We start from the raw sequence: 25,251 nt of genomic DNA, 5'->3' as shown, positions 1-25,251 counted from the left end.
CCCAGCATGAGCCTAGTCAAGAAATTCGCCACCGTCGCCTCCGGCACGCTGATGAGCCGTGCGCTGGGCTTCGGCCGCGAGATGCTGATGGCGGCAGCGCTCGGCACCGGACCGGTCGCCGACGCCTTCAACGCCGCCTTCCAGTTTCCCAACACCTTCCGCCGGTTGTTCGCCGAGGGCGCCTTCAACGCCGCTTTCGTGCCGCTCTTCGCCAAGGAGATCGAGCAGCATGGCACCGACGGCGCCAAGCGCTTCTCGGAGGAAGTGTTCGGCGTGCTGTTCTCCGCGCTTCTGGCGCTGACCATCGCGATGGAACTGGCGATGCCGCTGATCGTGCGTTACCTGGTGGCGCCGGGCTTTGCCGACATTCCAGGCAAGTTCGAGACCACCGTCCGGCTTGCGACGATCATGTTCCCGTATCTCATCTGCATGTCGCTCGGCGCCATGATGGCCGGCATGCTGAACTCGCTGCGCCGCTATTTCGCGGCGGCGATCGCGCCCGCCTTCCTCAACATCATCCTGATCGGCGTGCTCGCCTATGCCTGGTATCACGGGCTGGACGCGCATGATGTCGGCTTCGGCCTGTCCTGGGGCGTGCTGGCGGCAGGCATCGTGCAACTCGCCATCGTCTGGATCGCGGTGCGCAATGCCGGCATCTCGATCGGCTTCCGCCGGCCGAAGATGACGCCCAACGTCAAGCGGCTGCTGATCCTGGCACTGCCGGCGGCGATCACCGGCGGCATCACGCAGATCAACCAGCTGATCGGCACGGCGATCGCCTCGGCGCAGAACAGCGCCGTGTCGTCGCTCGCCTATGCCGACCGCATCTACCAGCTGCCGCTCGGCGTCGTCGGTGTGGCCGTCGCCATTGTGCTGTTGCCGGAACTGTCGCGGGCGCTGAAATCGGGCAATTTGGTCGAGGCAGCCAATTTGCAGAACCGCTCGGTCGAGTTCACCTTGTTCATGACGCTGCCCGCCGCCGCGGCGCTCTGGGTGATGTCTGAGCCGATCGTGCGGCTGGTCTATGAGCGCGGCGCCTTCGCCGCCAACCACTCGACGCCGATCGTCGCCTCGATTCTGGCGATCTTCGGCCTCGGCCTGCCCGCCTTCGTTTTGATCAAGGCGTTCACGCCCGGCTATTTCGCCCGCGAGGACACGCGCACGCCGATGATTTTTGCCGCCATCTCGGTCGGCGTGAATGTCGCCACGGCGCTAAGCCTGTTCCCGTCGATGGGCGCGCCGGGCATTGCGGTCGCCTCGGCAGTCGCCGGCTGGGTCAACGCGCTGATGCTGCTCGCCATGCTGATCAGGCGCGGGCATTGGGGCCGCGACGTGCCGCTCTTGCGACGCATTCCCCGGCTGGTGCTCTGCGCCGTGATCATGGCTGTGGCGCTTTACTTCGCGGAGCGCCACTTTGCCGCGCAGATTGGGCCTGGCTCGCCGCTCGTGGTGAAGGCGACGACGGTGCTTGGGCTGGTCGCCGGAGGCGCCGCGCTCTATTTCATCGCCGCCTTCGGCACCGGCGGCGCCGATTTCGGGACGCTCCGGCGGAATGTGAAGCGTCGTTCACCCAAGGCGCTACCGCCCGTCAGGGAACAGTCTCCAGATCCGTGAGTCGGAATTCGTTGGCCGTAGAAAGTATCGGAACGGCGTAGTATCGGGCGCAAGCGTAGTGGAAGCAGTCCGCCATATTTAGGCGGATAGCATTGTTGCGAAACCGCGCAGCGGCCTCGACGGATAGGGATGTTGCCTCGGATGCAGGCGGAAGCTCGTGCAAGGCAATTGCCCGCTCTTCCAGAAAGCGGTCTACAATCTCCGCGCTTCTGGCGACCGGAATCGCCAGCTTTTCTGGTCGCGCGAGCGCCATCGCTGCCTCCCAAACGGCTATCGCCGACGTGAACGGTGCCGATGCCTTCATGACGGCCTGCGCGCATCGCTCGGCTTCCGTCTCGTTGCTTAGGATCGCGACGATGGCTGCAGCGTCGACAAACATCAGTCGTCGCCGGAAAGTTCGTCATAAACGGACTGCGGCAGCGGTTTGCGCGCTTGTTCGCTAAGCTTGATTCCAAACTCGGCTCGCAGTCGTGCCGCCGTTTCCAGCGGCGTCTCGCGATTGCGGCGCCGCTCCAAGGCTTCGCGCATGGCGATCACGATTGCCTCGGTGATGCCGACCCCTTCAGCTTTGGCGAAAGCGCGCGTCAACCTGTCGGCTTCCTTATTGTTGATGTTGATGGTCATGGCTACATTCCTTCATGTAGTTAGAAATATGTAGCCTATGCACGGCAAATGTCAACGTACCGATGCCCCATGCCAGCTCGTCCGCGCCTCTTGATCCCGCAACGTGCTTCGTCCATAAGCGCGCCGTCGCAAGACTTTCGCCGCGCGCGGTTTCCAGCCGCATGATTGGCTCCAAAAAGTCTGCAACTTTTTGGAATCATGCTTAGACGGCCCTCCACAAGCCATGAGGAATTCATGTCCGCCTTCAAGCCACTCGTCTTTTCGGGCGTCCAGCCGACCGGCAACCTGCATCTCGGCAACTATCTCGGCGCCATCAAGAAATTCGTCGCCCTCCAGGAACAGTCCGACTGCATCTATTGCGTCGTCGACCTGCACTCGCTGACGGCGCAGCTCGTGCATCAGGACCTGGGCGACCAGACGCGCTCGATCACCGCGGCGTTCCTGGCCTCCGGCATCGACCCCAAGAAGCACATCGTCTTCAACCAGTCGCGGGTCATGCAGCACGCCGAGCTCGCCTGGATCCTCAACTGTGTGGCCCGCATCGGGTGGATGTATCGGATGACGCAGTTCAAGGACAAAGCCGGCAAGGACCGCGAGAACGCCTCGCTCGGCCTGCTTGCCTATCCGAGCCTGATGGCCGCCGACATCCTGCTTTACCGCGCAACGCATGTGCCGGTGGGCGAGGACCAGAAGCAGCATCTGGAGCTGACCCGCGACATCGCCCAGAAATTCAACAACGACTTCTCCGAGAAGATCGCAGCCCTTGGCGTCGGCGTCGAAATGCAGGTCGGCGAAGAGACGGTGAACGGCTATTTCCCGATTACTGAACCGGTGATCGGCGGCCCGGCGGCGCGCATCATGAGCCTGCGCGATGGCTCGAAGAAGATGTCGAAGTCGGATCCGTCGGATCTCTCGCGCATCAACCTGACCGACGATGCCGACACGATCTCGAAGAAGATCCGCAAGGCCAAGACCGATCCGGAGGCCTTGCCGAGCGAGATCGACGGGCTGGAAAGCCGGCCCGAAGCGGAAAATCTCGTCGGCATCTATGCCGGCCTCGCGGAAATCTCGAAGGAAGAGGTGCTGAAGGAGTATGGCGGGCAACAGTTTTCCGTGTTCAAGCCGGCGCTTGCCGATCTTGCCGTGGAGAAGCTGGCGCCGATCGCTTCCGAGATGCGCCGCATCGAGGGCGACCGCGCCTATGTCGACGCCGTGCTCAAGGATGGCGGCGACCGGGCCCGCGCAATCGCCGAGGGCACGATGAAGACGGTGCGCGACATTATCGGCCTTCTGCAGGACTGATCCAGCGACCTCCTCGGACCATTGCCGCGCCAACCGGCGGCTTGCCGCCGGTTCGCGGCAGTGGCAGATTGCGACCGAACCATACCGAGCAGATAGACATGGTCTCCAAACGCCTCAGCCGCGAAGCCGGCCATCGCCGCAAGTTCCTGGCGATCATCGACGACACGCCCGAATGCGAGCGCGCCGTCGCCTATGCCTCGAAGCGGGCGCAAAGCACCAGCGGCGTGCTGGTGCTGCTCTACGTCATCGAGCCGGACGACTTCCAGCACTGGCTGGGTGTGGAAAAGATCATGCGCGAGGAAGCCACGGCGACAGCCCGCGCGGCGCTCGACGGCTACGCCAACAAGGTGCGCCAGCATGCGGGGATCGAGCCGGAGCTGGTGGTGCGCGAAGGCAAGCCGACGGAAGAAATCCACAAACTGATCGAGGAAGACCAGGACATCGCCATCCTTGTGCTGGCCGCCGGCGCCGGCAAGGAAGGCCCAGGGCCGCTGGTCAGCGCGGTCGCCGGGCGCGGCGCGGCTTTTCCCATTCCGGTCACGGTGGTGCCGCAGAACCTGTCCGACGAAGAGATCGACAGCCTAGCTTGAGGTGCTTCGATATTCAGGTGAGGCCGGCCTGCAAATGGCCGCCTGACCTGAATCTCGATCCACCTCGATATTCGTGATAGAAGCCGAAAAACATTCCGCCAGCCAGCCGTTCCAGCGACGCGTTTCGCTTGAATGTCCAGCCGATAGAGCCTATTTAGAATTATTCCAAACTATCGGCCCGGGAAGGGCCTGGAGATACCCATGTTCATCCAGACCGAATCGACGCCGAACCCGGCGACGCTGAAATTCCTGCCGGGCAAGGAAGTGCTGCGCGAAGGCACAGCCGATTTCCGCAACGCCGAAGCCGCGGCGGAGGCCTCGCCGCTGGCCGGCCGCCTGTTCGAGATCCCGGGCGTCACCGGCGTCTTCTTCGGCTATGATTTCATCACCGTGACCAAGGACGGTCCGGACTGGCAGCACCTGAAGCCGGCGATCCTCGGCGCCATCATGGAGCATTTCATGTCCGGTGCGCCGGTCATGGCCGCGACCGCTCCGGCGAGCGAAGCCGGCGAGACCGGCGAGTTCTACGACAAGGCCGACGAAGAGCTGGTGCTGACCATCAAGGAACTGCTCGACACGCGCGTGCGCCCCGCCGTTGCCCAGGACGGCGGCGACATCACCTTCCGCGGCTTTGAGAACGGCACCGTGTTCCTGCACATGAAGGGCGCCTGCGCCGGCTGCCCGTCATCGACGGCAACGCTGAAGCACGGCATCCAGAACCTGCTTCGCCATTTTGTTCCGGAAGTACAGCAGGTCGAGCAGGTCGCCTGAGAACCCACTGGCCGGCCGCGTCGTGCGGCGAAGCGAAGTCCGATCCAAGATCGCAAAAACAAAAAACCGGGCCCCAACAGCCCGGTTTTCTGTTTTTGGACGTCTTGTTGTTGCCTAGACGGTCCGCTTGCGAAAGCTTTTGGCCTCGGCCTTCGTGATCACATCACGATGACCTTGGCGCCGACCGACGTGCGGTCGTAAAGATCGATAATGTCCTGGTTCATCAGCCGGATGCAGCCCGACGACATCGCCTTGCCGATCGAGAACCATTCCGGGCTGCCATGCAGGCGGTAGCCCATGTCGCCGCCCTTGTTGAAGAGATACATGGCGCGCGCGCCGAGCGGGTTCTTCAGGCCCGGTTCCATGCCGCCGGCGAACTTGGCGAGCTCGGGCTGGCGCTTGATCATCTGCGAGGGCGGCGTCCAGGTCGGCCATTCGCGCTTCAGCGCGATATGGGCTGTGCCGTGCCATTCAAAACCCTCGCGGCCGACGCCGATGCCGTAGCGCATCGCCATGCCGTCGCCCTCGATGAAATAGAGGAACTTGTTCTGCGTATCGACGATGATGGTGCCCGGCTTCTCCGACGAGTCGTACCGCACTTCCTGGCGGTGGTACCTGGCGGGGACCTTCTCGATCGGGATGCGCGGCAGCTGATAGCCGGCATCGGTCATCGCGCCATAGTTGTTGGTGAACATTTGCCCACCGATGGTGCTGCACCCGCTGATCGCGGTCGACAGCGCAAGAGCGGCGAGGATTGCAAATGACTTCAAGCGCATGAAAAGGTCCGACGCCCCGCCTCGATACCAGCGGCACGAGTCGGCCGCTTTGTTGCCACCATTCATGCTGGCATTTCTTTTGCTTGCCAAGCGCGCACTGCCTATATGCAAGGCCTTACGCGCCGGTAAGTGCCCGACTGCGGCATTTTCGCAACAGGCCTTACAGGATTATGAAGCAAAATCAATGGGGCGACTTGGGAAGCCGCCTGCGATGCGAGGAGAGCGCCATGAATGTCGGTGATGCCGCGGAGCGTTCCGGCCTGCCGGCCAAGACCATTCGCTACTATGAGGAAATCGGACTGATCCGCCCGGCGCGAGCCGGGAACGGCTATCGCGATTACTCCCGCGACGATATCCACCGGCTCGCCTTCCTGCGCCGTGCGCGCAATCTCGGCTTCTCAATCGACGATTGCAGGCAGCTGATGGCGCTCTATCAGGACCGCGGCCGCGCCAGCCATGACGTGCGCGAGATCGCCGCCGCCCATGTCAGGGCGATCGAGGAGAAGGTACGCGAATTGCAGTCGATGCGCTTGACGCTGCAGACACTGATCCACGCCTGCCATGGCGACGACCGGCCGGACTGCCCAATCCTCGACGACATGGCGGGCGCGGCCTAAGGTCCGAGGCCTGTCAGCGCTTCCAGAAATCGCGGTGCGGGGCGAGCATCTCGTCCGCGATTTCGGGAAAGGGGCCGAACACCTCGATCTTCTTCTGGCCGGAGGCGAAGACGGCGCGCGAGGCGAGGTTCATCGTCGGATTTTCCGCATGATCCCCGGTGAGCGCCAGGAGGCTGGTTTCCTCGACCCCATAGACCAGGCGCCCGATATTCGCCCAGTACATCGTGCCGGCGCACATCGCACATGGTTCGAAGGTCGAGACCAGCGTGCATTGCCACAGGAACTCCGGCTCATAGGCCGCTGCGGCGCGGCGGGCCAACTCGGTCTCGGCATGGCGCACCGTGTCGAGATTGCCCTGCCGCATCAAAATGCGATCGTCCGGCCCGACCAGCACGCAGCCGAACGGATGATGCCCATGCGCCGCCGCCTCGCGCGCGACGGCATCGGCGGACCGGAGGTGGGCGAGCATCTGGTCGCGGGTCATGGGAAAATTCCTTTCATGGCGAGATTGCTGCCATGAGGCATGACCAGCAAGGCTAATCTTCTCTGAACCACGGCTCAAGCATCTACTTGGCTTTGCGCTCCACCCGTTCCTGGTTTGATGCTATTTTGACGATCACCTACAATGAGATTGCCGGGATGGCCATCCACGAGGACATCGAACGGGTCGAGCAGCATATCCGCGAGATCGAACAGCGGATCGAGCGCCAGCGCGCGGTCATCACCCAGGCCGAAGAAAACGGCCTGCCGACCGACGGTCCGAGCAATTTCCTGTGGTTCCTGAAAGAGACATTGAGCCTGAGCCGCGACCACTTGGCCAGGCTTCTGGCGGATGAGTTTCGAGCGGGGGACTCGGAGTAAAGGTGCCATTCAGCCGGTGGCGGTTTGGGGTCGAAGTAACATCCCTTAGCGCCCTTGCCGTTCCCGGTAGATCATCCAGAGCGGCACGGTTACCATCCCGAACACGATCACGGCCAACTCGACCCAGTAGGTAAATGGGTCATGGCCGCGCTCTACAGCGTCATCCTTAAAAGGAATCCGGCCCGTCCAAAGGGATTGGGCAACCAACCAGACTAGAGCAAGCTCCATAGCGACCATAACGACTCTCATCATAAACTTGCTGGGTTTCATCATGCGCCTTTCATGTGCTCGCCTGATTTGAGCAGCGGCCTGTCAACCAGATACCCCCCCCTGCCCTCAGACGATGCGTACTTTACAAACAGAGACTCGGCTCACGCCTAAGGCTTGCAGCTAGGGACCGTTTGGATTGACGTTCCCACTGTTCAACCTGGGCGGATAGCCGGGCGGGTCTTCAAATACTACCGCTACTATTTTTTGCTGGGCAACGACGAAGCGCAACACGTTTGAGGCTAGCACGAACTCCGTTGGCTTGGTGCACTGCCATTCAACTCTGACAATGACAGCATCTGTGTGACCGTTGGTGCCGTGTGCGGCTTTTCCCTCAGTCCGAATGAGTGGCTTTGAACAGCCCGATCCTGGAAGAAGTTTAACGAACTCTGGGAAATTCTCCGCCAAAGGCAAACCGTAGTCGAATATGATAGCGGTCGCATCCGGCACTAGGAGCGCCTTGGCCTGCTCGGGATTTTCGACCGAGAGGTTGATGTAGTTCCCTACCAACTGTGCGGGCGTCATTTCGGAAGGATCCGCTGCAGCGATAGCGAGACAAGCAGCGATTGCCATCAATATGAAATTAAACTTCGCGACACGCATCAGCGGTCTTTACCATGTGACGCCTATCCAGGGTAGGGCCGGCCTGTCTAGGAACATATTCCGTGGTCATAATGGTCGGCTTGACAGGCGATTATGTACTTTACAAACACGAGAACCGCTGATACCTTGAATCCACAGTAGGAATCCGGGTTATGAGCGTCCTTTCCGAGCCACATTTTCACAACAAAGAAGCTGCTTTTGAGCGGCTGGAAGCGATTGTGTGGCCGGAAGGTCCGGTTTGCCCGAAGTGTGGCAACTGCGAACAGACGCGCATTACCCGCGTGACTGGCGCAACCGCTCGCACAGGCCTTCGCCGCTGTTTGGAATGCAAGAAGCAGTTCACCGTGAAGGTCGGAACGGTGTTCGAAAGCAGCCATGTGCCGCTTCATAAATGGTGGCAGGCTGCACACCTACTCGCGTCCAGCAAGAAGGGCATCAGCGCTCACCAACTGCACCGTACTTTGCAGGTCCAGTACAAGACGGCTTGGTTCATGTTCCATCGCTTGCGTGAGGCTATGCGCGATGGCGTCCTTTCCCCGATGGGTGGCGAGGGCAAGCAGGTCGAAGTTGACGAGACGTACATCGGTCGCCTGAAAGGCGCTCCCGTGAAGCGTGGCGGCGGCGCATACAAGAACTCTGTCGTTACGCTGGTCGAGCGTGGCGGTCGCGCCCCTTCCTTCCATGTTGATACCGCCCGCATGGGCAACGTCATGCCGATCGTCCACGCCAACATCGCTCGCGAAAGCCGGCTCATGACCGACGAGAGCGGTATCTATCGCCGCGCCGGCCAGGATTTCGCCTCGCATGGATTCGTCACGCACTCTACGGATGAGTACGTGCGCGGCGATGTGCATACGAATACGGTCGAAGGCTACTACAGCATCTTCAAGCGCGGCATGAAGGGTGTTTACCAACATTGCGGTGAGCAGCATCTTCACCGCTATCTAGCCGAGTTGGATTTCCGCTACAGTAACCGCATCGCGCTTGGCGTCGATGACAACAATAGGACGGTGAGGGCTATGGCTGGCATCGTTGGAAAGCGTTTGAAGTACCGGGACTCGTTCGCCGGGTAAGCTCCAAGACCGTTCATGTGGTGGTGCGACTGATGGCTACTGAAGACCACATCACGCTTGTCATTGAGGGCTTGCCCGAGGACGACGGACAGGTGCGGCTCGCTGCGTTTTTGTCCGAACTCCAGAATCTCAGCGCTACGCTTAATCGACTTGACCGCGATGCAAACGCCGGCAAGACAGCTAGCTATTTTCGCATTGCCGAGATGTCCTACAACAGCCCGGTTCGCGTCACTATCGACCCACATCCGCTGCCGGGTAAGCCACCTACCGGCTTAATCGTGATCGAAAGTCTGAACCGCATTTCTGCGGCGCTGGCGAGTGGAGACGACCTGCTTGACCTTGATGCTGAATTGCTCGGCGACATCCGAAATCTAGCGCGTCCGGTTGGAACAACCGTCAAAAGTGCGACATTGCTGTTTAACGATAGCCGCATCGACTTAACGCCGCAGATTGTCAGCCGTGTTGATGCTGCCCTTGCGGTCGATGAGGAATGCGAGGGGTTCATCCAAGGAAACCTGGAACAGATAAACCTCCACCTCGGAGTGAATACGTTCCAGATTTATCCTGATGTTGGACCCAAGAAAGTTGCCTGCCATTTCCCATCTCGCCTTTATGACGATGCCGTTTCTGCAGTTGGCCGCAAAGTGGAGATCTTCGGCACGCTTCGCTATCGTGCGCGAACGGACTTCCCACACCAGATTGAAGTGACGAGCATAGAAGCATATCCGTCCGAATCCGATCTTCCCGATTGGGAGGATTTGAGAGGTCGTGCCCCGGACGCGACCGGCGGCTTGAGTTCTGAAGCCTTTGTCCGGGAGCTTCGCGATGGCTGGCGCTAGCCCTATCTATTACTGGGATACCTGCCTTTTCCTCGCATGGCTCAATGACGAGATCCGGAAGTCGGGCGAAATGGATGGCGTGCGCGAGGTGATTGCTCGGCACAAACGGCGCGAGGTGAAGCTGGTCACTTCCGTGCTTACTCGGGTTGAGGTGCTGCAATCCAAGATACCAGTCGGCGTTGGCAACAGCTTCACCGATTTGATGAAGCGAATGACACAGTTGGGAATGGACATCAAAGTCGCCGGGCTTTCACATGATCTGCGGGACCATTATTCGGCAAATGCCGCAGCGCATGGCGGGAAGACGCTTTCTACCCCCGATGCGATTCATCTGGCGACGGCCATCCACTACCGCGCCGATGAGTTCCATACGTTCGACAACGGCGGCAGCGCGAAAAGCCTAGGGCTCTTGCCGTTGTCGGGCAATGTTGGAGGACATAAGCTCAAGATATGCAAACCAGAAGCAAAAAGCCCGCAATTCGATCTGCAAAAGCCCGGAAGCAAATGAAGGCTGACAACCCTTCACAGTCGCGTGCCTTCATTGAGAAGGCGCGAGAGATTGAAGCGGACGAGAAGAAATCCGCCGCCGATGCCCTAATGGGCAAGCTGGCGCATATGCCGCCAGACCATAAGCAAAAGCCGAAAGGCAACGTCAAAAAGAAGCTGACCAAGTGACGGGCTACGGCAAATCCGTCTCGCTGTGGCCTTATGGCTGGATACGGACCGGGATGACAGCGGGTCTGATGATCGTCATGGCGGTTCCCGTCTTCGCAAAGGACGCTTTGTACCCACAAGGACTTTCCGACGCGGACCGCGCCGGCAATCATCCGACAGACGCTGAACTGGCAAAGTGCCCGGGCATCGTCGAACTATATCAGGACGTTCGTACGAATAGGGCTCCTCTTCCTCACAGGGTGTCAATTGAGCAGTTGCAGATGGACGCTTCTGAATGCGTCTACATCCTCAACGAGAACTACGGGACTGACTGGACAGTTGACGAAACTGGCGTCCAAAAAGACGACTGACTTCTTCGTATCCCAATCGGTTCGCCATCCCCACGTTCTAAGGCGTGTTCGTAAAGTGCATAATCGCCGCCTGACAGGGGGTTCAAACCGTGAACAAAATCTGGCATGGTGCCTCCCATGCCACTCGTTTCCCCGATTCCCCTTAACCCGTTGATCGACGGCCGCCAGTCGGAGCGCGCTATGCTGGTGCGGCGCGGCGTGCAGCGGCTGCTCACCGAAATGGGCGCGCATGTGCTGCCGGAGCTTTCCCTGGCCACCGGGCGGCGCGCCGATCTCGTGGCGCTGACCAGGCAGGGCGATATCTGGATCATCGAGATCAAATCTTCGATCCAGGATTTCAGGGTCGACCGCAAATGGCCGGACTACCGGCTGCATTCCGACCGCTTCTTCTTCGCCACCCATCCCGGCGTTCCGGCTGACATCTTTCCCGAGGAATGCGGCTTCATCCTTTCCGACGGCTATGGCGCGGAGATCCTGCGCGATGCGCCCGAGCACCGCATGGCGGCAGCGACACGCAAGGCGCTGATGCTGCGGATTGCCCGCGCGGGCGCCGCGCGGCTCTTGGCGGCCGAGCTTGCCGGCGTCGCCGTGCCGGCGCTGGATGGCGAGAGCGAGTAGTCGTCGCGGTGTGTGGATGCTGGTGCGTAACCGCTGGCGTCCGACCGCAGGCCTGGCTCAGGCCAGCCCTGCGCCAGGCCAGCGAGAATTTTCTTCCCGCACCGATGATTTCCGCTGAACCCGATTGTCTTCACCTATAGGCGCGTCCGGATGGCCGGCGGCCTGGAAAAAGGTGATCAAATGAAACCGTTGCAAAATCAGAATGTCGTCGTCGTCGGAGGCAGCCGGGGTGTCGGCCGCTCGATCGTGGAAGCAGCGCTTGGCGCGGGAGCGACCGTGCTCGCGGTCGCCCGTGGCGCCGCCGACCTGAAGCAGCTCGCCTGGGAACGCCCGGGCTTGAGGACGCTTAGCACGGACGCGACGGCGGAAGGCGCACCGCAAGCGGTTTTCGATGCGCTGGCACCCGACGTGCTGGTGGTCTGCGCGGGCGCGCTCGCCCCTTCGGCGCCGATCCAGGAGCAAAGCTGGGAGGCCTTCTCGGCGAACTGGGAGATGGACGTCAAGGCATCGTTCCTGTTCTGTCGGGAAGCCCTCAAGGGCCGGCTCAAGCCTGGAACCCGTGTGCTGCTGATCGCCAGCGGCGCCGCCTTCAGCGGCGGTCCGCCGAATTCCGGCGGCTATGCCGGCGCCAAGCGCATGCAGGTATTTCTGGCCGGCCATTGCCAGAAGGAATCGGACCGCCTCGGCCTCGGCCTGCGCTTCATGGCGCTTTCGCCGGCCCGCATCATGCCGGGCACCGGGGTCGGCGATCGCGGCATTGAAGGCATCGCGGCCTATATGGGCATCCGCCCGGCCGACTTCCTGGCCAGCATGAGCGACATGCAGACGCCGGCCGATGTCGGACAGGCTGTGATCCAGCTCTCGACGGGCAAGCCGCAGGGCAGCTCCTTCACCGTAAGCGGCAGCGGCCTTGCGGCGGCGCCATGAGACGCGCAGGATGGCGGCCGAATTCAGCTCCCCGGGCTCCCATGACTGACGCTTCCGGCCCTATCGAGCCTTTGGGCCGGCCAGGCCAGCCGGCCCTCGACCGGCGGGCCTTCGAGCGCCTGACCGTCGCCCATCGCCGCGCGCTGAAGCTTCATTGCTATCGGATGATGGGCTCGCTCAACGAGGCGGACGATCTCGTCCAGGAGACGTTCCTAAAGGCGTGGCGCGCGCGGTCGCAATTCGACGGACGCGGCTCGGCGCGCGGCTGGCTCTACGCGATCGCCACCAACAGCTGCCTCAATGCGATCAAGACACGCTCGCTGGCGCGGCGCATTCTTGAGCAACCCGAGCGGCCTGCCTCTGAGGGCAGAGCGACCGGCGGCCCGGCCACGGAGCTCGCCTGGCTGGAGCCGTATCCGGACGCCGAGCTGCCCGACATCGCCGATGACAGGCCCGGCCCGGAAGCGCGCTATGAGGCCCGCGAGGCGGTGCGGCTCGCTTTCGTGGCGGCAATCCAGCTGTTGCCGCCGAGGCAGCGCGCGGCCTTGCTGCTTTGCGATGTGCTCGGATGGTCCGCCATCGAGACCGCGCAATTGTTGGGCGGGTCGACCGACTCGATCAACAGCGCCTTGCAGCGGGCCCGCGCGACGCTGGGCGAACGCTACCCGCAGGGGCGCCCGCCGCAGCGGTCGCGGCCCAACGCGAACGAAGGCGTGCTGCTCGAACGCTACATGCAGGCTTGGCAGGCCGACAATCTCGACGGACTCGTCGAGCTGCTGCGCGAGGACGCCATCTACCACATGCCTCCCTGGCGGGAATGGTACCATGGACATCAGGCGATCGGCGCTTTCCTGGGCAGCGTCTGGGGCAATTTTGCCGGCTATCGCGCGGTGGCCATCGGCGCCAACACCCAACCGGCCGTGGGCGTCTACGCGCTCGGCCGCCAGGATTCCGTGTGGCAGCCGCATTCGCTGCATGTCCTCGAAGCCGCCGGCGACAAGATCGCCTCGCTGACGATCTATGTCCCGCCGCTCGGCCCCGCTTTGTTTTCAGCCTTCGGCCTGCCGCCGGAACCTCGGGGCTAGTTCAGATCTTCTTCCGCTCCGCCGCCCGCCGGCGCCATGAGCAGGATGGCGGTGCCCAAGAGGGCGGCAATCAGCGAGCCGGCGAGGATGCCGACCTTCACCGCGTCCTGCAGCGCCGGGTCGCCGGCGAAGGCAAGCAGGCCGATAAACAGGCTCATGGTGAAGCCGATGCCGCAAAGCAGCGAAATGCCCAGCATGTGCAGCCAGCCGGCATTGGCCGGCAGGTCGGCGAGGCCAAACCGGATCGCGAGCGCCGACGAGCCGAAGACGCCGACCAGCTTGCCGAGCACAAGGCCGGCGGCGACGCCCAGCGTCAGCGGCTCGACAAGGGCTGCAAGGCTCAGGCCGCCGAGCGAGACGCCGGCATTGGCGAAGCCGAAGATCGGGATGACGAGGAAGGGCACCAGCCTGTGCAAGCCGTGTTCCAGCCTATGCAGCGGCGAATGCTCGAGATCACGGCTGATGCCGGGAGACCGCACCAGCGGGATGGTGAGCGCCAGCGCCACGCCGGCGAGCGTCGCATGCACGCCCGACTTGAGCACCAGCACCCACAGCAATGCGCCAAGCAAGAGATACGGCCAGAGCTTCATGACCCGTATGCGGTTGAGCACGACGAGCAGCGCGATGACGACGAAGGCGGCCGCCAAATAAGCGAGCGACAGGCCGCTGGTGTAGAACAGCGCGATGATGATGACGGCGCCGAGATCGTCGATGATGGCCAGAGCGGTGAGGAAGACTTTCAGCGAGGCGGGCACGCGGCTGCCGAGCAGCGAAAGCACGCCGAGCGCGAAGGCGATGTCGGTGGCGGTGGGGATCGCCCAGCCGGAGAGAGCCGCCGCATTGTCGCGGTTGATCAAGACATAGACCAGCGCCGGCACCGCCATGCCGCCGGCGGCGGCGATGCCGGGCAGCACGCGGCGCGGCCAGGTCGAGAGCTGTCCGTCCAGCATCTCGCGCTTGATCTCCAGCCCGACCAGCAGGAAGAACACCGCCATCAGCCCGTCATTGATCCAGTGCGAGATGCTGAGCGGCCCGAGATAGGCGTGCAGGACGGCGAAATAGGTTTCGGCCAAAGGCGAGTTGGCGACGATCAGCGCAAGGGCTGCGGCCACCATCAGGATGATGCCGCCGGCGGCCTCGCCATCGAGGAATTCACGCAGGATCGATTTCGGCCGCTTATCTTGCATGGTCCCTCCGTCCGTCGCCCCGACCTGACGGCCGGAACCTATAACGTATGATGCGCAGCCCGGCTGGCGAAGCAAGCGTTCGAGTTCACATTGACAGATCGCCTGCTTCGGCAGTTGGCCGAAACGCCCGTCGCTTCGTCATCCACGGGCGAAGCAGGAGCGAAGCGACGCGGCGCAGACCCGAGGATCCATTCCGTTACATCTGAGCGGTGCCAACGGTGCAGAATTCCGCTCCGCTGCGTTCTGCGGCCGGGGTCACGGAATGGATCCTAGGGTCTTCGCGACGGAGCTTCGCTCCTGCTTCGCCTAGGATGACGACACTCGTTTAACGCGGCGCGCGCTTTGCCAGTATCCGCTGCAAGGTCCGGCGATGCATGTTCAACCGGCGCGCCGTCTCGGAGACGTTGCGGTCGCACATTTCGTAGACGCGCTGGATGTGCTCCCAGCGCACGCGGTCGGCCGACATCGGGTTTTCCGGGGGCGCCGCACGTTCGCCGGAGGTGCGGGTGAGCGCGGCGAAGACGTCGTCGGCATCTGCGGGCTTGGAAAGATAGTCGACGGCGCCGAGCTTCACGGCGGTCACCGCGGTGGCGATGTTGCCGTAGCCGGTCAGGATGATGGCGCGGGCGTCGTCGCGCTTCTCGCGGATGGCAGCGACGACATCGAGGCCGTTGCCGTCGCCGAGCCGCATGTCGACAACCGCATAGGCCGGCGGATGGGCGCGCGCCTTGGCGACCGCCTCTTCCACGCTCTCCGCCGTCTCGACCACGAACCCCCGTGTCTCCATGGCGCGGGCAAGCCGGGTGAGGAACGGCTTGTCGTCCTCGACGATGAGCAGCGAGGTGTCCTCGCCCTCGACCATAGCGCCAGTCGTTTCGTCTCCGCTCATCTTATCGGCATCCCACTGACCTGAGGCGCGCCGCGCCGAAACCTACCCTGGCGAAGGCCCGTCCGATCCCTGTTTCCGGGCATATCGTCTTCCCCAAGCCGCTGCACAGTTTTAGGCGACATGCCTCACTTTTACGCAGATACAGTCCTGCAAAGGCAATGTCCAATTTTTAGAGCCGGCAACAGAGCTGCCATGCGGTAATTGCAAGGCTTTCTCACCGTTTCGCAATTCCGGACGGAAAGCTGCGGCGAAGTTGCCGAGCCCAACCGCTGCGCACTCTTTCTGGAATTGCGCTAGGCATTGTCGAACATGGTGGCCGAGGCCTGTTCCTGGTTGAGGAAGAGGCCGCGCGGCCAGGAGATCTGCACCACTGCGCCTTCGCCGAGCCCGCTCGAATTGCGGAAATCGATGGTGGCGCCGGAACGCTCCAGCAAGGTCTTGGCGATGAACAGCCCGAGCCCCAGGCCGCCGCCGGCCTCAGTGCCCTGGCGCGTCGACATATAGGGCTCGCCGATGCGGTCGATGATCTCGGCGGGGAATCCCGGCCCGTCGTCGGTGATGGAGAAGATGACCTTCTCATCGTCCCAGCTCCAGCTGACGGTGACGGCGTTGCGGGCGAAATCGACGGCATTCTCGACCAGATTGCCGAGCCCGTAGATGACGCCGGGATTGCGCTGGCCGACCGGCTCGGGACCGATGCGCTCGCCGGGCCGCAGCCGGATCGAGATGCCGAAATCGCGATGCGGCGCCGTCACCTCCTCGACCAGCGAGGTGAGCGGCATGCGCGACAGATGCGCTTCGCCTTCCGAGGAAAGGCTGGTCAGCCGCTTCAGTATCTCGCGGCAACGCTCGCTTTGTGAGCGCAAGAGCTTCACATCCTCGCCATATTTCGGATCCTTGCCGAGCGCCTTTTCCATCTCCTTGGCGACGACGGTGATGGTGGCCAAGGGCGTGCCCAGCTCGTGCGCGGCCGCCGCCGCCAGCCCGTCCAGCGCCGAAAGGTGCTGCTCGCGCTGCAGCACCAGTTCGGTGGCGGCCAGCGCATTGGCGAGCAGGCGCGCTTCCGCAGCGACGCGGAAGGCATAGATGGCGGTGAAGGCGATCGAGGCAAACACAGCCATCCACATGCCGGCGACATAGATGAAGGGCATCGGCAGCGGCGAGCCCTCATACCAGGGCAGCGGCAAATGGAAGAACACCAGAAGCGTGGCCGCCAGTATGACCAACGCGCCAAGGATGGCCGTGAACCGCAGCGGCAGCGAAGCGGCGGAGATGACGACCGGCACCGACAGCAGCACGCAAAACGGATTGGTCAGGCCGCCCGTCATGTAGAGCAGGCCGGTGAGCTGGACGCCGTCGAAGGTGAGGATCACGAAGGCCGAAAGCGGGGTGAGCCGATGCGCCGCCGGATAGCGGAAGGTGAGCCACAGATTCATCCAGGCCGAGCAGGCGATCAGCGCAAAGCACATCGACACCGGAAGCGGGAATTTCAGGCCATAGGCGACGACCAGCACGGTCAGGCTCTGCCCGACAATCGCCAGCCAGCGCAGGCGGATCAGCGTGTTGAGCCGCAGCCGCTGGCTTTGCTGGGAATCGGGCGCGCGCAGGATGTTGGTCATTGCCAAGGATTACAGCCGCAGGAGCGGAAACGATAGAGCATCGTCTTTGCCTGATGCATGTCGTTGTCCCAAAACCGCTGCGCACTTTTGGGCGACATGCATTACGTTCCGCGCGGTTTGGCGCGGCTGGTGGCGGCGGCCAGCAGCGGGTTTTCCGGCCAGACATGCTTTGGATAGCGGCCGCGCATGTCGGCGCGCACATCCGTCCAGGAGCCGCGCCAGAAGCCGGGGAGATCGCGCGTCGTCTGGATCGGCCGGTGCGCCGGCGACAGCAATTCGAGGGTCAGCGGAACGGTTCCGTTTGCGATCGCCGGATGACGGTCGAGGCCGAACAGTTCCTGCACGCGGATCGAAAGCACCGGCCACTCGCCATCATAGCGGATCGGCACGTGGCTGCCGGACGGCGCGTCGAAATGGGTCGGCGCCAGCGCGTCGACCTTGCGCTGCAGGTCGTGCGGGACCAGCGCCATCAGCGCCGACGACAGCGCCGCCGGCTTGATGGCGGCGAAAGAGGCATCGCCGGAGAGAAACGGCAGGAGCCAATCATCGAGGCCCTCGACAAGCGCTTCGTCCGAAACGTCGGGCCAGGGCGCGCCGAGGCCGAGATGCAGCCAGCCGAGCCGCTGGCGCAGCGCCTCCGCTTCCTTGCCCCAGTCGAGCAGAGACAGGCCGTGCTCTTTCAGGGCGTCGAGAATGGCGCGGTCTGCGTCGGCGCCTGACGGCGCTGGCAACATACGCTCGGAAAGCGTGATGGCGCCGAGCCGTGCGGTCTCGCGCATGCGAACGGCGCGGCGCTCGCGGTCGAAGCTCGTCTCACGCTTCGTCTCGATGCGATCGGCAAGGACGGTGCGGATATCGGCTTCGCCGACCGGAGCGGCGGCGGTGATGCGGGCGTTCTGCGCCTTGCCCTGCAGGTCGGCGACCACCAGCCAGGTTTCATTGGCGAGCGGATCGGCGGCATCGACCATGGCGCCTGAGCCGTTGGCCAGCACGAAGCGGCCGCGCTCGCCGCGCGCCCTTGCCACGCGATCCGGCCAGGCGTGGATCAGAAGGGCGCCTGCAGAGGCCGTCTCGCCGCCCCGGCGGCCACCGGCCTGCCCGGCCAAACGCGCGGCGAGCTGCCTGGCGGCGTTGGCGCGGGGGGATTTCTCGCTGCGAAGCCGGATCAGGCGCCGCTCCAGATCGGCGCTGTCGCCGCCCAGCCCACGCTCGGTCAAGAGCACGGCAAGCGTCGCCGCTTCGAGCGCGTGGCCGCTCTTCGCCGCTTCGGCCACCATATGCGCCAACCGCACCGGCAGCGCCAGCTTGCGCATGGCGGCGCCCGCCTCGGTCAACCTGCCGGCATCGTCGATGGCATGCAGCGCCTTGAGCAGCACCCTCGCCTCGTTGAGAGCGGGCGCCGGCGGCGGATCGAGGAACGAAAGGCTCAACGGATCGGCGACACCGAAGGCGGCGCAGTCCAGCAGCAATCCGGACAGGTCGGCCTCGAGGATTTCGGGCGGCGTGAAGGCGGGAAGCGACGCGGTCTGCTCGGCCCGCCACAGGCGCACCGCCACGCCGGCTTGAGTGCGGCCGGCGCGGCCGGCGCGCTGGTCGGCCGAGGCCTTGCTGACGCGCACGGTTTCCAGGCGGGTCAGACCGCTTGCCGGCTCATAGCGCGGCAGCCGCGACAGGCCGGAATCGATGACGACGCGCACGCCGTCGATGGTGATCGAGGTCTCGGCGATCGAGGTCGCCAGCACCACCTTGCGGCGGCCGGCCGGCGCCGGCCTGATCGCCGCGTCCTGCGCCCTGTTGTCGAGCTGGCCATAGAGCGGAACGATGTCGGTATCTGCAGCGACGTTGCCCGCGAGCCGCTCGGCGGTGCGCTCGATCTCGCGCTGTCCGGGCAGGAAGGCAAGCACGCTGCCCGGCTCGCCGGCCAAAGCGGCGCGCACGGCCCTGGCCATGGCGTCCTCGATCGCCGTGCCCGCTGGCCGCTCGTCGTGGCGGATCTCGACCGGATAGGCGCGGCCCTCGCTTTCGATCACCGGCGCCTCCGATAAAAGCTTCGCCACGCGCGCGCCGTCGAGCGTCGCCGACATGACCAGCAGACGCAGGTCCGGCCGCAGCGCGCCCTGCACGTCGAGCGCCAGCGCCAGACCGTAATCACCGTCGAGCGAACGCTCGTGGAATTCGTCGAAGATCACCGCCGAGACGCCGGGCAGCTCCGGATCGTCGAGGATCATGCGCGAGAGCACGCCTTCGGTGACGACCAGGATTTTTGTCCGCGCCGAGGCGCGGTTCTCCATGCGCATCGCGTAGCCCACCGTGCCGCCGGGCTCCTCACCCAGCAATTCGGCCATGCGGCGGGCGGCGGCGCGGGCGGCGAGCCGCCGCGGCTCGAGCAGCACGATCCGGCCCTCACCGAGCCAAGGCGCGTCGAGCAGCGCCAGCGGTACCAGCGTCGTCTTGCCGGCGCCCGGCGGCGCCACCAGCACGGCGCTGCTGCGCCGCGAGAGCGCTTCGCCGAGCGCCGGCAGCACGGCTGTGACCGGAAGCTCCGGCAAGGGTTTCGTCGTCATTTTGCCCGCATATCAGCGGTCGCGGTCGCCGTGCAACGTGTCGGGCCCATGCGGGTCAAAGCCGGGCACGCGTAAACGGGTTCCAGCGCACTGTGCCAAGCCGCACTTCCTCGCGTACCATGGTGAGGAGGCCTGAGGCGCCGACGACTGCAAGGCCGACCAGCGTCATCGCGTCGGGATATTCCCTGAAGAACATCGCGCCGAGGATGACCGCCCAGACGATCTGCGAATAATGCGTCGGGGCGATGCGATTGGCCGGGGCGTATTTGGCCGCCAGGAGATGCAGCAATTGGCCGCCGGCGGTGAACAGGCCGCCCAGGACCAGCCAGCCCAATTGCCACAGATTGGGGAGCGTAAATGACGTCGCGACTGCACCGACCCCGTTGAAGAGCAGGCCATAGCCGATCAGCGAGCCCAGCATGGTCGTGCGCTTTTCCTGCTGGGCAAGCGAGCGCATCAGGATGACGATGGTTGCCGCGACGAAGGCATTGGCGAAGGCGGCGAGATGGCCAAGATGCAATTCGCGGAAGCCCGGCCTCACCACCAGCATGACACCGGCGAAGCCCGCGACCACGGCAAGCCACCGCCAGGGGCCGACCTCCTCCTTCAGGATGACGGTCGAAAGCACGGTGACGAGCAACGGGGCCAGGAAGAGCAGCGCGTAAACCTCCGCCAGCGGAATGGTGGTGAAGGCATAGACGCTGAGCACGCCCGAGGCGATGCCGGCCCAGGCGCGTGCCTGCACGGCCCAGGGCCGCCCGGTGCGCCAGAAATCGCGCCAGCGCTCCTCCTTCGGCCGGGTGAAGAAGAGGAAACAGCCGGCAAACAAGGTCATGAAGAAGCCGATCTCGAAGACGGTGAACTGCCCGCCCAGACCCTTGATGACGGCGTCGCTGAACGAATAGTTTGCGTAGGCGAGAAGGGCGAGCAGGATTCCGTTCGGCACGATTCCATTTCCGGGAGAGAGACGTGAAGATACTGGCGCTGGGGGCACATCCCGACGATATCGAGATATTCATGTTCGGTACGCTGGCCGCCTATGCCGCGCAAGGCGCAGAACTGACTTTCGCCATAGCCACGGACGGCGCCAGGGGCGGCACGGGCGACCCCAAGGCGCTTGCCCGCTTGCGGCGCAAGGAAGCGACCACGGCGGCAGGCCTGCTCGGCGTCGAGCCGCGCTTCCTCGACTTTCCCGATGGGGAGCTCGTCGCCGATGCCGCGCTCATTGCGGCGCTGAAGGCGCTGATCGGCGAGGTGAAGCCCGACCTCGCCATCACCCATGCGCCCTACGATTATCATGGCGACCACCGCGCCTTGTCCGACGGCGTACGGCTAGCCGCATCCTTCGCGGTACCAGTGCTGCATGCCGATACGCTCGGCGGCACAGGCTTTTCGCCGACGCATTACGTCGAGATTTCGCATCATTGGGACATCAAGGCGAAAGCGATCCTCGCGCACCAGTCGCAAGGTCCGGAGCACTATGTGCACAGGGCGCGTCTGCAGAACGAGTTTCGCGCCGGACAGTGCAACGGCGCCTCCGGCGCACTGGCCGAGGCCTTCCGTTTCGAGCCGACCTTCCCCTTCGCCGACATACGCGCGCTGCTGCCGCCCGCACCGCCGATCCGGCCGCTGACGACCAGTCCAGACCCCGCCAACGCGGTCAGCTGACGTCAGCAGGACCCAGATCCGGCGATCATTTCCCAATGATTTCAATGACGCATTTCGCCATGCTGCGGCGCAGCAACGAATTTGCTTGCGTTGTTTAGTAAAAAGCGCATCACTAAACAAATTACTAAACATCGGGCAGTGCATTCGCCCGCCGTGTTTGGGCCCCTCGGAGGAGCGAGGGTTGAGGGCTCTTGAAACCGTCATCCGGACGCGTTTCGCAAATGGGAGGTAAGGCATGAAATCGACCTTGAAACTGGCGTTGGGACTGGCCTCGGCGATCTTTGCGTCGACAGCCGTCTCGAACGTCGCGCATGCGGAAGACCTGACGCTGTGCTGGGCGGCCTGGGATCCGGCCAACGCGCTCGTGGAACTGTCCAAGGACTTCACCAAGGAAACCGGCATCGGCATGAAGTTCGAATTCGTGCCATGGACCAATTACGCCGACCGCTTCCTCAACGAGCTCAACTCGCACGGCAAGCTCTGCGACCTGATCATCGGCGACAGCCAGTGGATCGGCGGCGCCGCCGAGAACGGCCATTACGTCAAGCTGAACGACTTCTTCGACAAGGAGAAGATCAGCATGGACGACTTCGTGCCGGCGACCGTGGTCGGCTATTCGGAATGGCCGAAGAACACGCCGAACTACTGGGCGCTGCCGGCCATGGGCGACGTCGTCGGCTGGACCTATCGCAAGGACTGGTTCTCCCGGCCCGAGCTGCAGAAGGAATTCAAGGAGAAGTATGGCTGGGACCTCGCCCCGCCGACCACCTTCGACCAGCTGAAGCAGATCGCCGAATTCTTCCAGAAGCGGCAGATCGACGGCAAGACCGTCTACGGCGCCTCGATCTACACCGAGCGCGGCTCGGAAGGCATCACCATGGGCGCCATGGACGTGCTCTACAGCTACGGCTTCCAATATGAGAACCCGAAGAAGCCCTACGAGATGGAAGGCTTCGTCAACTCCGAGAAATCGGTGAAGGGGCTGGAATTCTACAAGGCGCTCTACGACTGCTGCACGCCGCCCGGCGCTTCCAACAGCTACATGGGCGAAGGTGTCGACGCCTTCAAATCCGGCCAGGTGGCGATGCACATGAACTTCGCCTTCACCTGGCCCGGTCTGCAGAAGGACGAGAATGTCGGCGGCGACAAGATCGGTTACTTCGTCAATCCGAAGGGTCCCGACGGCGACCAGTTCGCGCAGCTCGGCGGCCAGGGCATTTCGGTGGTCTCCTATTCCGACAAGCAGGAATCGGCGCTGAAATACATCAAGTGGTTCGCCAACAAGGATGTGCAGGCCAAGTGGTGGTCGCTCGGCGGCTATTCCTGCCTGAACTCCGTGGTCAAGGACCCGAAGTTCCCGTCCAGCCAGCCCTATGCGCAGGCCTTCCTCGACTCGATGGCAATCGTGAAGGACTTCTGGGCGGAACCCAGCTACGCGCCGCTGCTGCAGGCCTCGCAGAAGCGCTTCCACGACTATGTCGTGGCCGGCCAGGGCTCGGCCAAGGACGCGCTGGACGGGCTGGTCAAGGACTGGACGCAGGTCTTCCAGGACGACGGCAAGATGTAAGGCTCCTCCCGAGCCCAACCGCAGCGTCCCGTGCCGCCCTTGGCACGGGACGCAGTTCAGATAAATTCCACAGTCGAGACTTACCCGTGACCGAAGCAGGACTTACCATGCTCGATCGGACTGCGGACAACGTTGCCCGGGCCACACCGGAGCCGTTGGCCAAGAAGATCCGGGGCATCAGCGACAAGGGCCTCGCCTGGCTGTTCATCTCGCCGACGATCCTTTTGCTGTTGGCCATCAACATCTTCCCGCTGTTCTGGGCGATCTATCTCTCCTTCACCAATTTCCGCGCCAACCGGCCGAACGAGGTGGTGAAGAATCTGGGGCTCGCCAATTACCGGCGCATCCTCGGCGATCAGGACATCTGGATCGCCATGCAGACGACGGCGCATTTCGTGTTCTGGACGATCCTTCTGCAGACGGTGATCGGCTTCACGCTGGCCTGGCTGATCGACCGAAAATTCCGCGGCCACGCCTTCTGGACCACCATCATCCTGGTGCCGATGATGCTGTCGCCGGCGGTGGTCGGCAATTTCTGGCGCTTCCTCTACGAGCCGCAGATCGGGCTGTTTTCCTATGTCGTCTCATTCGTCACCGGCATTCCGCCGACGAATGTGCAGATGCTGTCCAATGTCGAGCTGGCGCCGTGGGCGATCATCATAGTCGACACCTGGATGTGGACGCCTTACGTGATGCTGATCTGCCTCGCCGGCCTGCGCTCGATCCCCGAATACATCTATGAGGCGGCCGAGGTCGACCGCGCCTCCAACTGGCGGCAATTCTGGTCGATCACGCTGCCGATGGCCCTGCCCTTCATCATGCTGGCGGTGCTGTTTCGCGGCATCGAGAACTTCAAGATGTTCGACATGGTCAACCTGCTCACCGGCGGCGGACCCGGCTCGACCACGGAGGTCGCCTCGATCACGCTGAAGCGGCAGGCCTTCGAGAGCTGGCGCACCGGTTATTCCTCGGCCTTCGCCATCATCCTGTTCGTGGCCGTGTTCGGCCTCGCCAACATCTACGTCAAGGCGCTCAACAAGGTGAAGCAGAGATGAGCCTGACCACCGCCCATTCCGTCGTAGCACCCTCGTCGAACGCGAAGCTGATCGCCGGCACGATCATCATAGCCTATGCGCTGATCTCGATCGTGCCGCTGCTGTGGATCTTCGCCACCAGCTTCAAGACGCCGCCTGATTCGATCGCCTATCCGCCGAAGATCGTCTTCCAGCCGAGCATCGAGGGCTATTGCAACCTGTTCACGACCCGCACAAGGCAGACGCCGGACTACATCAAGTCGCTCGGACCGGCGACCGGCTTCTGCGACGAGACCGTGCGCAAGCGCAACATGGTGATCGCCGGGCCGTCGAACTTCCTGCCGCGCTTCGTCAATTCGCTGATCATCGCCTTCGGCTCGACCTTCTGCGCGGTGTTCCTCGGCACGCTCTCGGCCTATGGCTTCTCGCGCTTCAAGGTGCCTCTGGCCGACGACCTTTTGTTCTTCATCCTGTCGACGCGTTTCATGCCGCCGATCGCGGTGGCGATCCCGATCTACCTTATGTATCGCGAGCTCGGCCTCTCCGACACCGCGCTCGGCATGATCCTGCTCTACACCGCGGTCAATGTCTCGCTGGCTGTGTGGCTCTTGAAGGGCTTCATCGACGAGATCCCGCGCGAATATGAAGAGGCCGCGATGATCGACGGCTACACCAGGCTGCAGGCCTTCTGGCGCACCGTGCTGCCGCAGGCGACGACCGGCATCGCCGCGACCGCCATCTTCTGCCTGATCTTTGCCTGGAACGAATATGCGTTCGCAGCGCTGCTCACTTCCGGCACCGCGCAGACCGCGCCGCCCTTCATCCCGACCATCATCGGCGAGGGCGGCCAGGACTGGCCGGCGGTTGCCGCCGGCACGACCATCTTCCTGGTGCCGATCCTCGTCTTCACCATCCTGCTCCGCAAGCAACTCTTGCGCGGCATCACCTTCGGCGCGGTGCGCAAATGACTAGTGTGGGAATAAGTCGACCCCCACTCCGTCGAGCTTCGCTCGACACCTCTCCCCCGATCGACGGGGTAGAGGAAGGGCGCGAACTTCATTCAGCCAGGCTCCCTTCCTCTCCCTCCGGAGGGGGGAGAGGTGGCGCTGCGAAGCAGCGACGGAGTGGGGG

General features: G+C 63.4%; 30 protein-coding genes. 18 read left to right on the top strand and 12 right to left on the bottom strand.

Annotated features, from left to right (window positions below):
- Positions 1-6 precede the first annotated feature (6 nt).
- Positions 7-1,614 (top strand): murein biosynthesis integral membrane protein MurJ, encoded by a 1,608-nt coding sequence (gene murJ / locus FJ423_RS30050; protein ID WP_140846528.1) that lies wholly within the window; start codon positions 7-9, stop codon positions 1,612-1,614.
- Here murJ and FJ423_RS30045 read toward each other — a convergent pair.
- From FJ423_RS30045 to FJ423_RS33780, 3 genes are read right to left on the bottom strand one after another with little or no spacing between them, the layout of a single operon-like run.
- A complete protein-coding gene (locus FJ423_RS30045; protein ID WP_095766110.1) occupies positions 1,589-1,993 on the bottom strand; it encodes a type II toxin-antitoxin system VapC family toxin in 405 nt (134 codons plus the stop codon). The genes murJ and FJ423_RS30045 overlap by 26 nt on opposite strands.
- Positions 1,993-2,238 (bottom strand): type II toxin-antitoxin system VapB family antitoxin, encoded by a 246-nt coding sequence (locus FJ423_RS30040; protein ID WP_095766111.1) that lies wholly within the window; start codon positions 2,236-2,238, stop codon positions 1,993-1,995. Before FJ423_RS30040 ends, FJ423_RS30045 begins: the two co-directional genes overlap by 1 nt.
- Complete coding sequence (locus FJ423_RS33780) at positions 2,216-2,401, bottom strand: hypothetical protein (protein WP_181174952.1); 186 nt, start codon at positions 2,399-2,401, stop codon at positions 2,216-2,218. Before FJ423_RS33780 ends, FJ423_RS30040 begins: the two co-directional genes overlap by 23 nt.
- A 71-nt stretch (positions 2,402-2,472) precedes the next feature.
- Between FJ423_RS33780 and trpS the strand changes: the two genes are divergently transcribed.
- The 3 genes from trpS (at position 2,473) to FJ423_RS30025 (ending at position 4,901) form a co-directional block, all read left to right on the top strand.
- Positions 2,473-3,540: a tryptophan--tRNA ligase gene (gene trpS / locus FJ423_RS30035; protein ID WP_140846520.1), complete on the top strand. Its 1,068-nt coding sequence runs from the start codon at positions 2,473-2,475 to the stop codon at positions 3,538-3,540.
- A 98-nt stretch (positions 3,541-3,638) separates the two neighbouring features.
- The gene (locus FJ423_RS30030; protein ID WP_095766113.1) at positions 3,639-4,130 is read left to right on the top strand and encodes a universal stress protein; all 492 of its coding nucleotides are present in this window, start codon (positions 3,639-3,641) and stop codon (positions 4,128-4,130) included.
- A gap of 201 nt (positions 4,131-4,331) precedes the next feature.
- Positions 4,332-4,901: a NifU family protein gene (locus tag FJ423_RS30025; RefSeq protein WP_095766114.1), complete on the top strand. Its 570-nt coding sequence runs from the start codon at positions 4,332-4,334 to the stop codon at positions 4,899-4,901.
- A gap of 158 nt (positions 4,902-5,059) precedes the next feature.
- On the opposite strand, the gene FJ423_RS30020 is transcribed toward FJ423_RS30025, so the two are convergent.
- Positions 5,060-5,677 carry a L,D-transpeptidase gene (locus FJ423_RS30020; RefSeq protein WP_140802045.1) on the bottom strand — a complete coding sequence of 206 codons (618 nt, stop codon included), beginning with the start codon at positions 5,675-5,677 and terminating at the stop codon, positions 5,060-5,062.
- Positions 5,678-5,904: 227 nt separating this feature from the next.
- On the opposite strand from FJ423_RS30020, the gene cueR reads away from it, so the two are divergent.
- The gene (gene cueR, locus FJ423_RS30015; protein WP_140846512.1) at positions 5,905-6,294 is read left to right on the top strand and encodes a Cu(I)-responsive transcriptional regulator; all 390 of its coding nucleotides are present in this window, start codon (positions 5,905-5,907) and stop codon (positions 6,292-6,294) included.
- 13 nt (positions 6,295-6,307) lie between these two features.
- On the opposite strand, the gene FJ423_RS30010 is transcribed toward cueR, so the two are convergent.
- On the bottom strand, positions 6,308-6,778 hold the full coding sequence (locus tag FJ423_RS30010) for a nucleoside deaminase (RefSeq protein ID WP_140846505.1): 471 nt from the start codon (positions 6,776-6,778) through the stop codon (positions 6,308-6,310).
- Positions 6,779-6,903: 125 nt separating this feature from the next.
- Between FJ423_RS30010 and FJ423_RS30005 the strand changes: the two genes are divergently transcribed.
- A complete protein-coding gene (locus FJ423_RS30005) occupies positions 6,904-7,155 on the top strand; it encodes a hypothetical protein (RefSeq protein WP_140846498.1) in 252 nt (83 codons plus the stop codon).
- A 45-nt stretch (positions 7,156-7,200) separates the two neighbouring features.
- Here the strand turns inward: FJ423_RS30005 and FJ423_RS30000 are convergent, their stop codons facing one another.
- Together FJ423_RS30000 and FJ423_RS29995 are read right to left on the bottom strand one after the other, a co-directional pair.
- Positions 7,201-7,428, bottom strand: coding sequence for a hypothetical protein (locus FJ423_RS30000; RefSeq protein ID WP_140846491.1), 228 nt, complete (start codon positions 7,426-7,428; stop codon positions 7,201-7,203).
- A gap of 117 nt (positions 7,429-7,545) precedes the next feature.
- Positions 7,546-8,025 (bottom strand): hypothetical protein, encoded by a 480-nt coding sequence (locus FJ423_RS29995; protein ID WP_140846485.1) that lies wholly within the window; start codon positions 8,023-8,025, stop codon positions 7,546-7,548.
- A gap of 152 nt (positions 8,026-8,177) precedes the next feature.
- Here FJ423_RS29995 and FJ423_RS29990 point away from each other — a divergent pair, with 152 nt between their 5' ends.
- The 8 genes from FJ423_RS29990 (at position 8,178) to FJ423_RS29960 (ending at position 13,592) form a co-directional block, all read left to right on the top strand.
- A complete protein-coding gene (locus tag FJ423_RS29990; RefSeq protein ID WP_140846479.1) occupies positions 8,178-9,098 on the top strand; it encodes an IS1595 family transposase in 921 nt (306 codons plus the stop codon).
- 32 nt (positions 9,099-9,130) lie between these two features.
- Entirely contained in the window at positions 9,131-9,937 is an 807-nt protein-coding gene (locus FJ423_RS29985; RefSeq protein ID WP_140846474.1) for a hypothetical protein, read from the top strand.
- On the top strand, positions 9,924-10,445 hold the full coding sequence (locus tag FJ423_RS29980; RefSeq protein WP_140846469.1) for a PIN domain-containing protein: 522 nt from the start codon (positions 9,924-9,926) through the stop codon (positions 10,443-10,445). The genes FJ423_RS29985 and FJ423_RS29980 overlap by 14 nt, the downstream gene beginning before the upstream one ends.
- Positions 10,442-10,612 carry a hypothetical protein gene (locus FJ423_RS33775; protein ID WP_181174950.1) on the top strand — a complete coding sequence of 57 codons (171 nt, stop codon included), beginning with the start codon at positions 10,442-10,444 and terminating at the stop codon, positions 10,610-10,612. The genes FJ423_RS29980 and FJ423_RS33775 overlap by 4 nt, the downstream gene beginning before the upstream one ends.
- A complete protein-coding gene (locus tag FJ423_RS29975) occupies positions 10,609-10,962 on the top strand; it encodes a hypothetical protein (protein ID WP_140846467.1) in 354 nt (117 codons plus the stop codon). Before FJ423_RS33775 ends, FJ423_RS29975 begins: the two co-directional genes overlap by 4 nt.
- Before the next feature lie 117 nt (positions 10,963-11,079).
- Positions 11,080-11,580, top strand: coding sequence for an MmcB family DNA repair protein (locus tag FJ423_RS29970; RefSeq protein ID WP_181174949.1), 501 nt, complete (start codon positions 11,080-11,082; stop codon positions 11,578-11,580).
- 180 nt (positions 11,581-11,760) lie between these two features.
- Entirely contained in the window at positions 11,761-12,507 is a 747-nt protein-coding gene (locus tag FJ423_RS29965) for an SDR family NAD(P)-dependent oxidoreductase (protein WP_140846465.1), read from the top strand.
- A gap of 41 nt (positions 12,508-12,548) precedes the next feature.
- Entirely contained in the window at positions 12,549-13,592 is a 1,044-nt protein-coding gene (locus FJ423_RS29960; RefSeq protein WP_140846464.1) for an RNA polymerase subunit sigma-70, read from the top strand.
- On the opposite strand, the gene nhaA is transcribed toward FJ423_RS29960, so the two are convergent.
- The 5 genes from nhaA to FJ423_RS29935 all read right to left on the bottom strand — a co-directional run bounded on the left by nhaA (position 13,589) and on the right by FJ423_RS29935 (position 20,797).
- Positions 13,589-14,779 (bottom strand): Na+/H+ antiporter NhaA, encoded by a 1,191-nt coding sequence (gene nhaA, locus FJ423_RS29955; protein ID WP_140846463.1) that lies wholly within the window; start codon positions 14,777-14,779, stop codon positions 13,589-13,591. The two genes, FJ423_RS29960 and nhaA, sit on opposite strands and share 4 nt — an antisense overlap.
- A gap of 325 nt (positions 14,780-15,104) precedes the next feature.
- Positions 15,105-15,668 carry an ActR/PrrA/RegA family redox response regulator transcription factor gene (locus FJ423_RS29950; RefSeq protein WP_040993706.1) on the bottom strand — a complete coding sequence of 188 codons (564 nt, stop codon included), beginning with the start codon at positions 15,666-15,668 and terminating at the stop codon, positions 15,105-15,107.
- 293 nt (positions 15,669-15,961) lie between these two features.
- The gene (locus tag FJ423_RS29945) at positions 15,962-17,287 is read right to left on the bottom strand and encodes an ActS/PrrB/RegB family redox-sensitive histidine kinase (RefSeq protein WP_176476965.1); all 1,326 of its coding nucleotides are present in this window, start codon (positions 17,285-17,287) and stop codon (positions 15,962-15,964) included.
- Between the two features lie 101 nt (positions 17,288-17,388).
- Positions 17,389-19,851 (bottom strand): ATP-dependent helicase HrpB, encoded by a 2,463-nt coding sequence (gene hrpB / locus FJ423_RS29940; RefSeq protein ID WP_140846462.1) that lies wholly within the window; start codon positions 19,849-19,851, stop codon positions 17,389-17,391.
- Positions 19,852-19,906: 55 nt separating this feature from the next.
- The gene (locus tag FJ423_RS29935; protein ID WP_095766126.1) at positions 19,907-20,797 is read right to left on the bottom strand and encodes a DMT family transporter; all 891 of its coding nucleotides are present in this window, start codon (positions 20,795-20,797) and stop codon (positions 19,907-19,909) included.
- 23 nt (positions 20,798-20,820) lie between these two features.
- Here FJ423_RS29935 and FJ423_RS29930 point away from each other — a divergent pair, with 23 nt between their 5' ends.
- The 4 genes from FJ423_RS29930 to FJ423_RS29915 all read left to right on the top strand — a co-directional run bounded on the left by FJ423_RS29930 (position 20,821) and on the right by FJ423_RS29915 (position 25,088).
- Positions 20,821-21,519 carry a PIG-L deacetylase family protein gene (locus FJ423_RS29930; protein ID WP_140846461.1) on the top strand — a complete coding sequence of 233 codons (699 nt, stop codon included), beginning with the start codon at positions 20,821-20,823 and terminating at the stop codon, positions 21,517-21,519.
- Between the two features lie 235 nt (positions 21,520-21,754).
- Positions 21,755-23,086 carry an ABC transporter substrate-binding protein gene (locus FJ423_RS29925; protein WP_041001246.1) on the top strand — a complete coding sequence of 444 codons (1,332 nt, stop codon included), beginning with the start codon at positions 21,755-21,757 and terminating at the stop codon, positions 23,084-23,086.
- Positions 23,087-23,193: 107 nt separating this feature from the next.
- Positions 23,194-24,141 (top strand): sugar ABC transporter permease, encoded by a 948-nt coding sequence (locus tag FJ423_RS29920; RefSeq protein WP_140846721.1) that lies wholly within the window; start codon positions 23,194-23,196, stop codon positions 24,139-24,141.
- A complete protein-coding gene (locus FJ423_RS29915) occupies positions 24,138-25,088 on the top strand; it encodes a carbohydrate ABC transporter permease (RefSeq protein WP_140544069.1) in 951 nt (316 codons plus the stop codon). The genes FJ423_RS29920 and FJ423_RS29915 overlap by 4 nt, the downstream gene beginning before the upstream one ends.
- Positions 25,089-25,251 lie beyond the last annotated feature (163 nt).

Origin of the sequence: Mesorhizobium sp. B2-8-9 (assembly GCF_006439475.1) — a bacterium.
GTDB lineage: Bacteria > Pseudomonadota > Alphaproteobacteria > Rhizobiales > Rhizobiaceae > Mesorhizobium.
This window is presented reverse-complemented; position numbering and strand designations above follow the sequence as displayed.

What these genes read in the sequence shown, in the direction of transcription:
- FJ423_RS29945 (WP_176476965.1), bottom strand. Translation starts at nt 17,287, where the DNA reads ATGACCAACATCCTGCGCGCGCCCGATTCCCAGCAAAGCCAGCGGCTG.
- FJ423_RS30020 (WP_140802045.1), bottom strand. Translation starts at nt 5,677, where the DNA reads ATGCGCTTGAAGTCATTTGCAATCCTCGCCGCTCTTGCGCTGTCGACC.
- FJ423_RS33775 (WP_181174950.1), top strand. Translation starts at nt 10,442, where the DNA reads ATGAAGGCTGACAACCCTTCACAGTCGCGTGCCTTCATTGAGAAGGCG.
- trpS (WP_140846520.1), top strand. Translation starts at nt 2,473, where the DNA reads ATGTCCGCCTTCAAGCCACTCGTCTTTTCGGGCGTCCAGCCGACCGGC.
- FJ423_RS29965 (WP_140846465.1), top strand. Translation starts at nt 11,761, where the DNA reads ATGAAACCGTTGCAAAATCAGAATGTCGTCGTCGTCGGAGGCAGCCGG.
- FJ423_RS29960 (WP_140846464.1), top strand. Translation starts at nt 12,549, where the DNA reads ATGACTGACGCTTCCGGCCCTATCGAGCCTTTGGGCCGGCCAGGCCAG.
- FJ423_RS30010 (WP_140846505.1), bottom strand. Translation starts at nt 6,778, where the DNA reads ATGACCCGCGACCAGATGCTCGCCCACCTCCGGTCCGCCGATGCCGTC.
- FJ423_RS29925 (WP_041001246.1), top strand. Translation starts at nt 21,755, where the DNA reads ATGAAATCGACCTTGAAACTGGCGTTGGGACTGGCCTCGGCGATCTTT.
- FJ423_RS29950 (WP_040993706.1), bottom strand. Translation starts at nt 15,668, where the DNA reads ATGAGCGGAGACGAAACGACTGGCGCTATGGTCGAGGGCGAGGACACC.
- FJ423_RS30000 (WP_140846491.1), bottom strand. Translation starts at nt 7,428, where the DNA reads ATGATGAAACCCAGCAAGTTTATGATGAGAGTCGTTATGGTCGCTATG.
- FJ423_RS30030 (WP_095766113.1), top strand. Translation starts at nt 3,639, where the DNA reads ATGGTCTCCAAACGCCTCAGCCGCGAAGCCGGCCATCGCCGCAAGTTC.
- FJ423_RS29990 (WP_140846479.1), top strand. Translation starts at nt 8,178, where the DNA reads ATGAGCGTCCTTTCCGAGCCACATTTTCACAACAAAGAAGCTGCTTTT.
- FJ423_RS29915 (WP_140544069.1), top strand. Translation starts at nt 24,138, where the DNA reads ATGAGCCTGACCACCGCCCATTCCGTCGTAGCACCCTCGTCGAACGCG.
- hrpB (WP_140846462.1), bottom strand. Translation starts at nt 19,851, where the DNA reads ATGACGACGAAACCCTTGCCGGAGCTTCCGGTCACAGCCGTGCTGCCG.
- FJ423_RS30045 (WP_095766110.1), bottom strand. Translation starts at nt 1,993, where the DNA reads ATGTTTGTCGACGCTGCAGCCATCGTCGCGATCCTAAGCAACGAGACG.
- FJ423_RS30025 (WP_095766114.1), top strand. Translation starts at nt 4,332, where the DNA reads ATGTTCATCCAGACCGAATCGACGCCGAACCCGGCGACGCTGAAATTC.
- FJ423_RS33780 (WP_181174952.1), bottom strand. Translation starts at nt 2,401, where the DNA reads ATGCGGCTGGAAACCGCGCGCGGCGAAAGTCTTGCGACGGCGCGCTTA.
- FJ423_RS30040 (WP_095766111.1), bottom strand. Translation starts at nt 2,238, where the DNA reads ATGACCATCAACATCAACAATAAGGAAGCCGACAGGTTGACGCGCGCT.
- FJ423_RS29995 (WP_140846485.1), bottom strand. Translation starts at nt 8,025, where the DNA reads ATGCGTGTCGCGAAGTTTAATTTCATATTGATGGCAATCGCTGCTTGT.
- nhaA (WP_140846463.1), bottom strand. Translation starts at nt 14,779, where the DNA reads ATGCAAGATAAGCGGCCGAAATCGATCCTGCGTGAATTCCTCGATGGC.
- murJ (WP_140846528.1), top strand. Translation starts at nt 7, where the DNA reads ATGAGCCTAGTCAAGAAATTCGCCACCGTCGCCTCCGGCACGCTGATG.
- FJ423_RS29970 (WP_181174949.1), top strand. Translation starts at nt 11,080, where the DNA reads ATGCCACTCGTTTCCCCGATTCCCCTTAACCCGTTGATCGACGGCCGC.
- FJ423_RS29985 (WP_140846474.1), top strand. Translation starts at nt 9,131, where the DNA reads ATGGCTACTGAAGACCACATCACGCTTGTCATTGAGGGCTTGCCCGAG.
- FJ423_RS29920 (WP_140846721.1), top strand. Translation starts at nt 23,194, where the DNA reads ATGCTCGATCGGACTGCGGACAACGTTGCCCGGGCCACACCGGAGCCG.
- FJ423_RS29980 (WP_140846469.1), top strand. Translation starts at nt 9,924, where the DNA reads ATGGCTGGCGCTAGCCCTATCTATTACTGGGATACCTGCCTTTTCCTC.
- cueR (WP_140846512.1), top strand. Translation starts at nt 5,905, where the DNA reads ATGAATGTCGGTGATGCCGCGGAGCGTTCCGGCCTGCCGGCCAAGACC.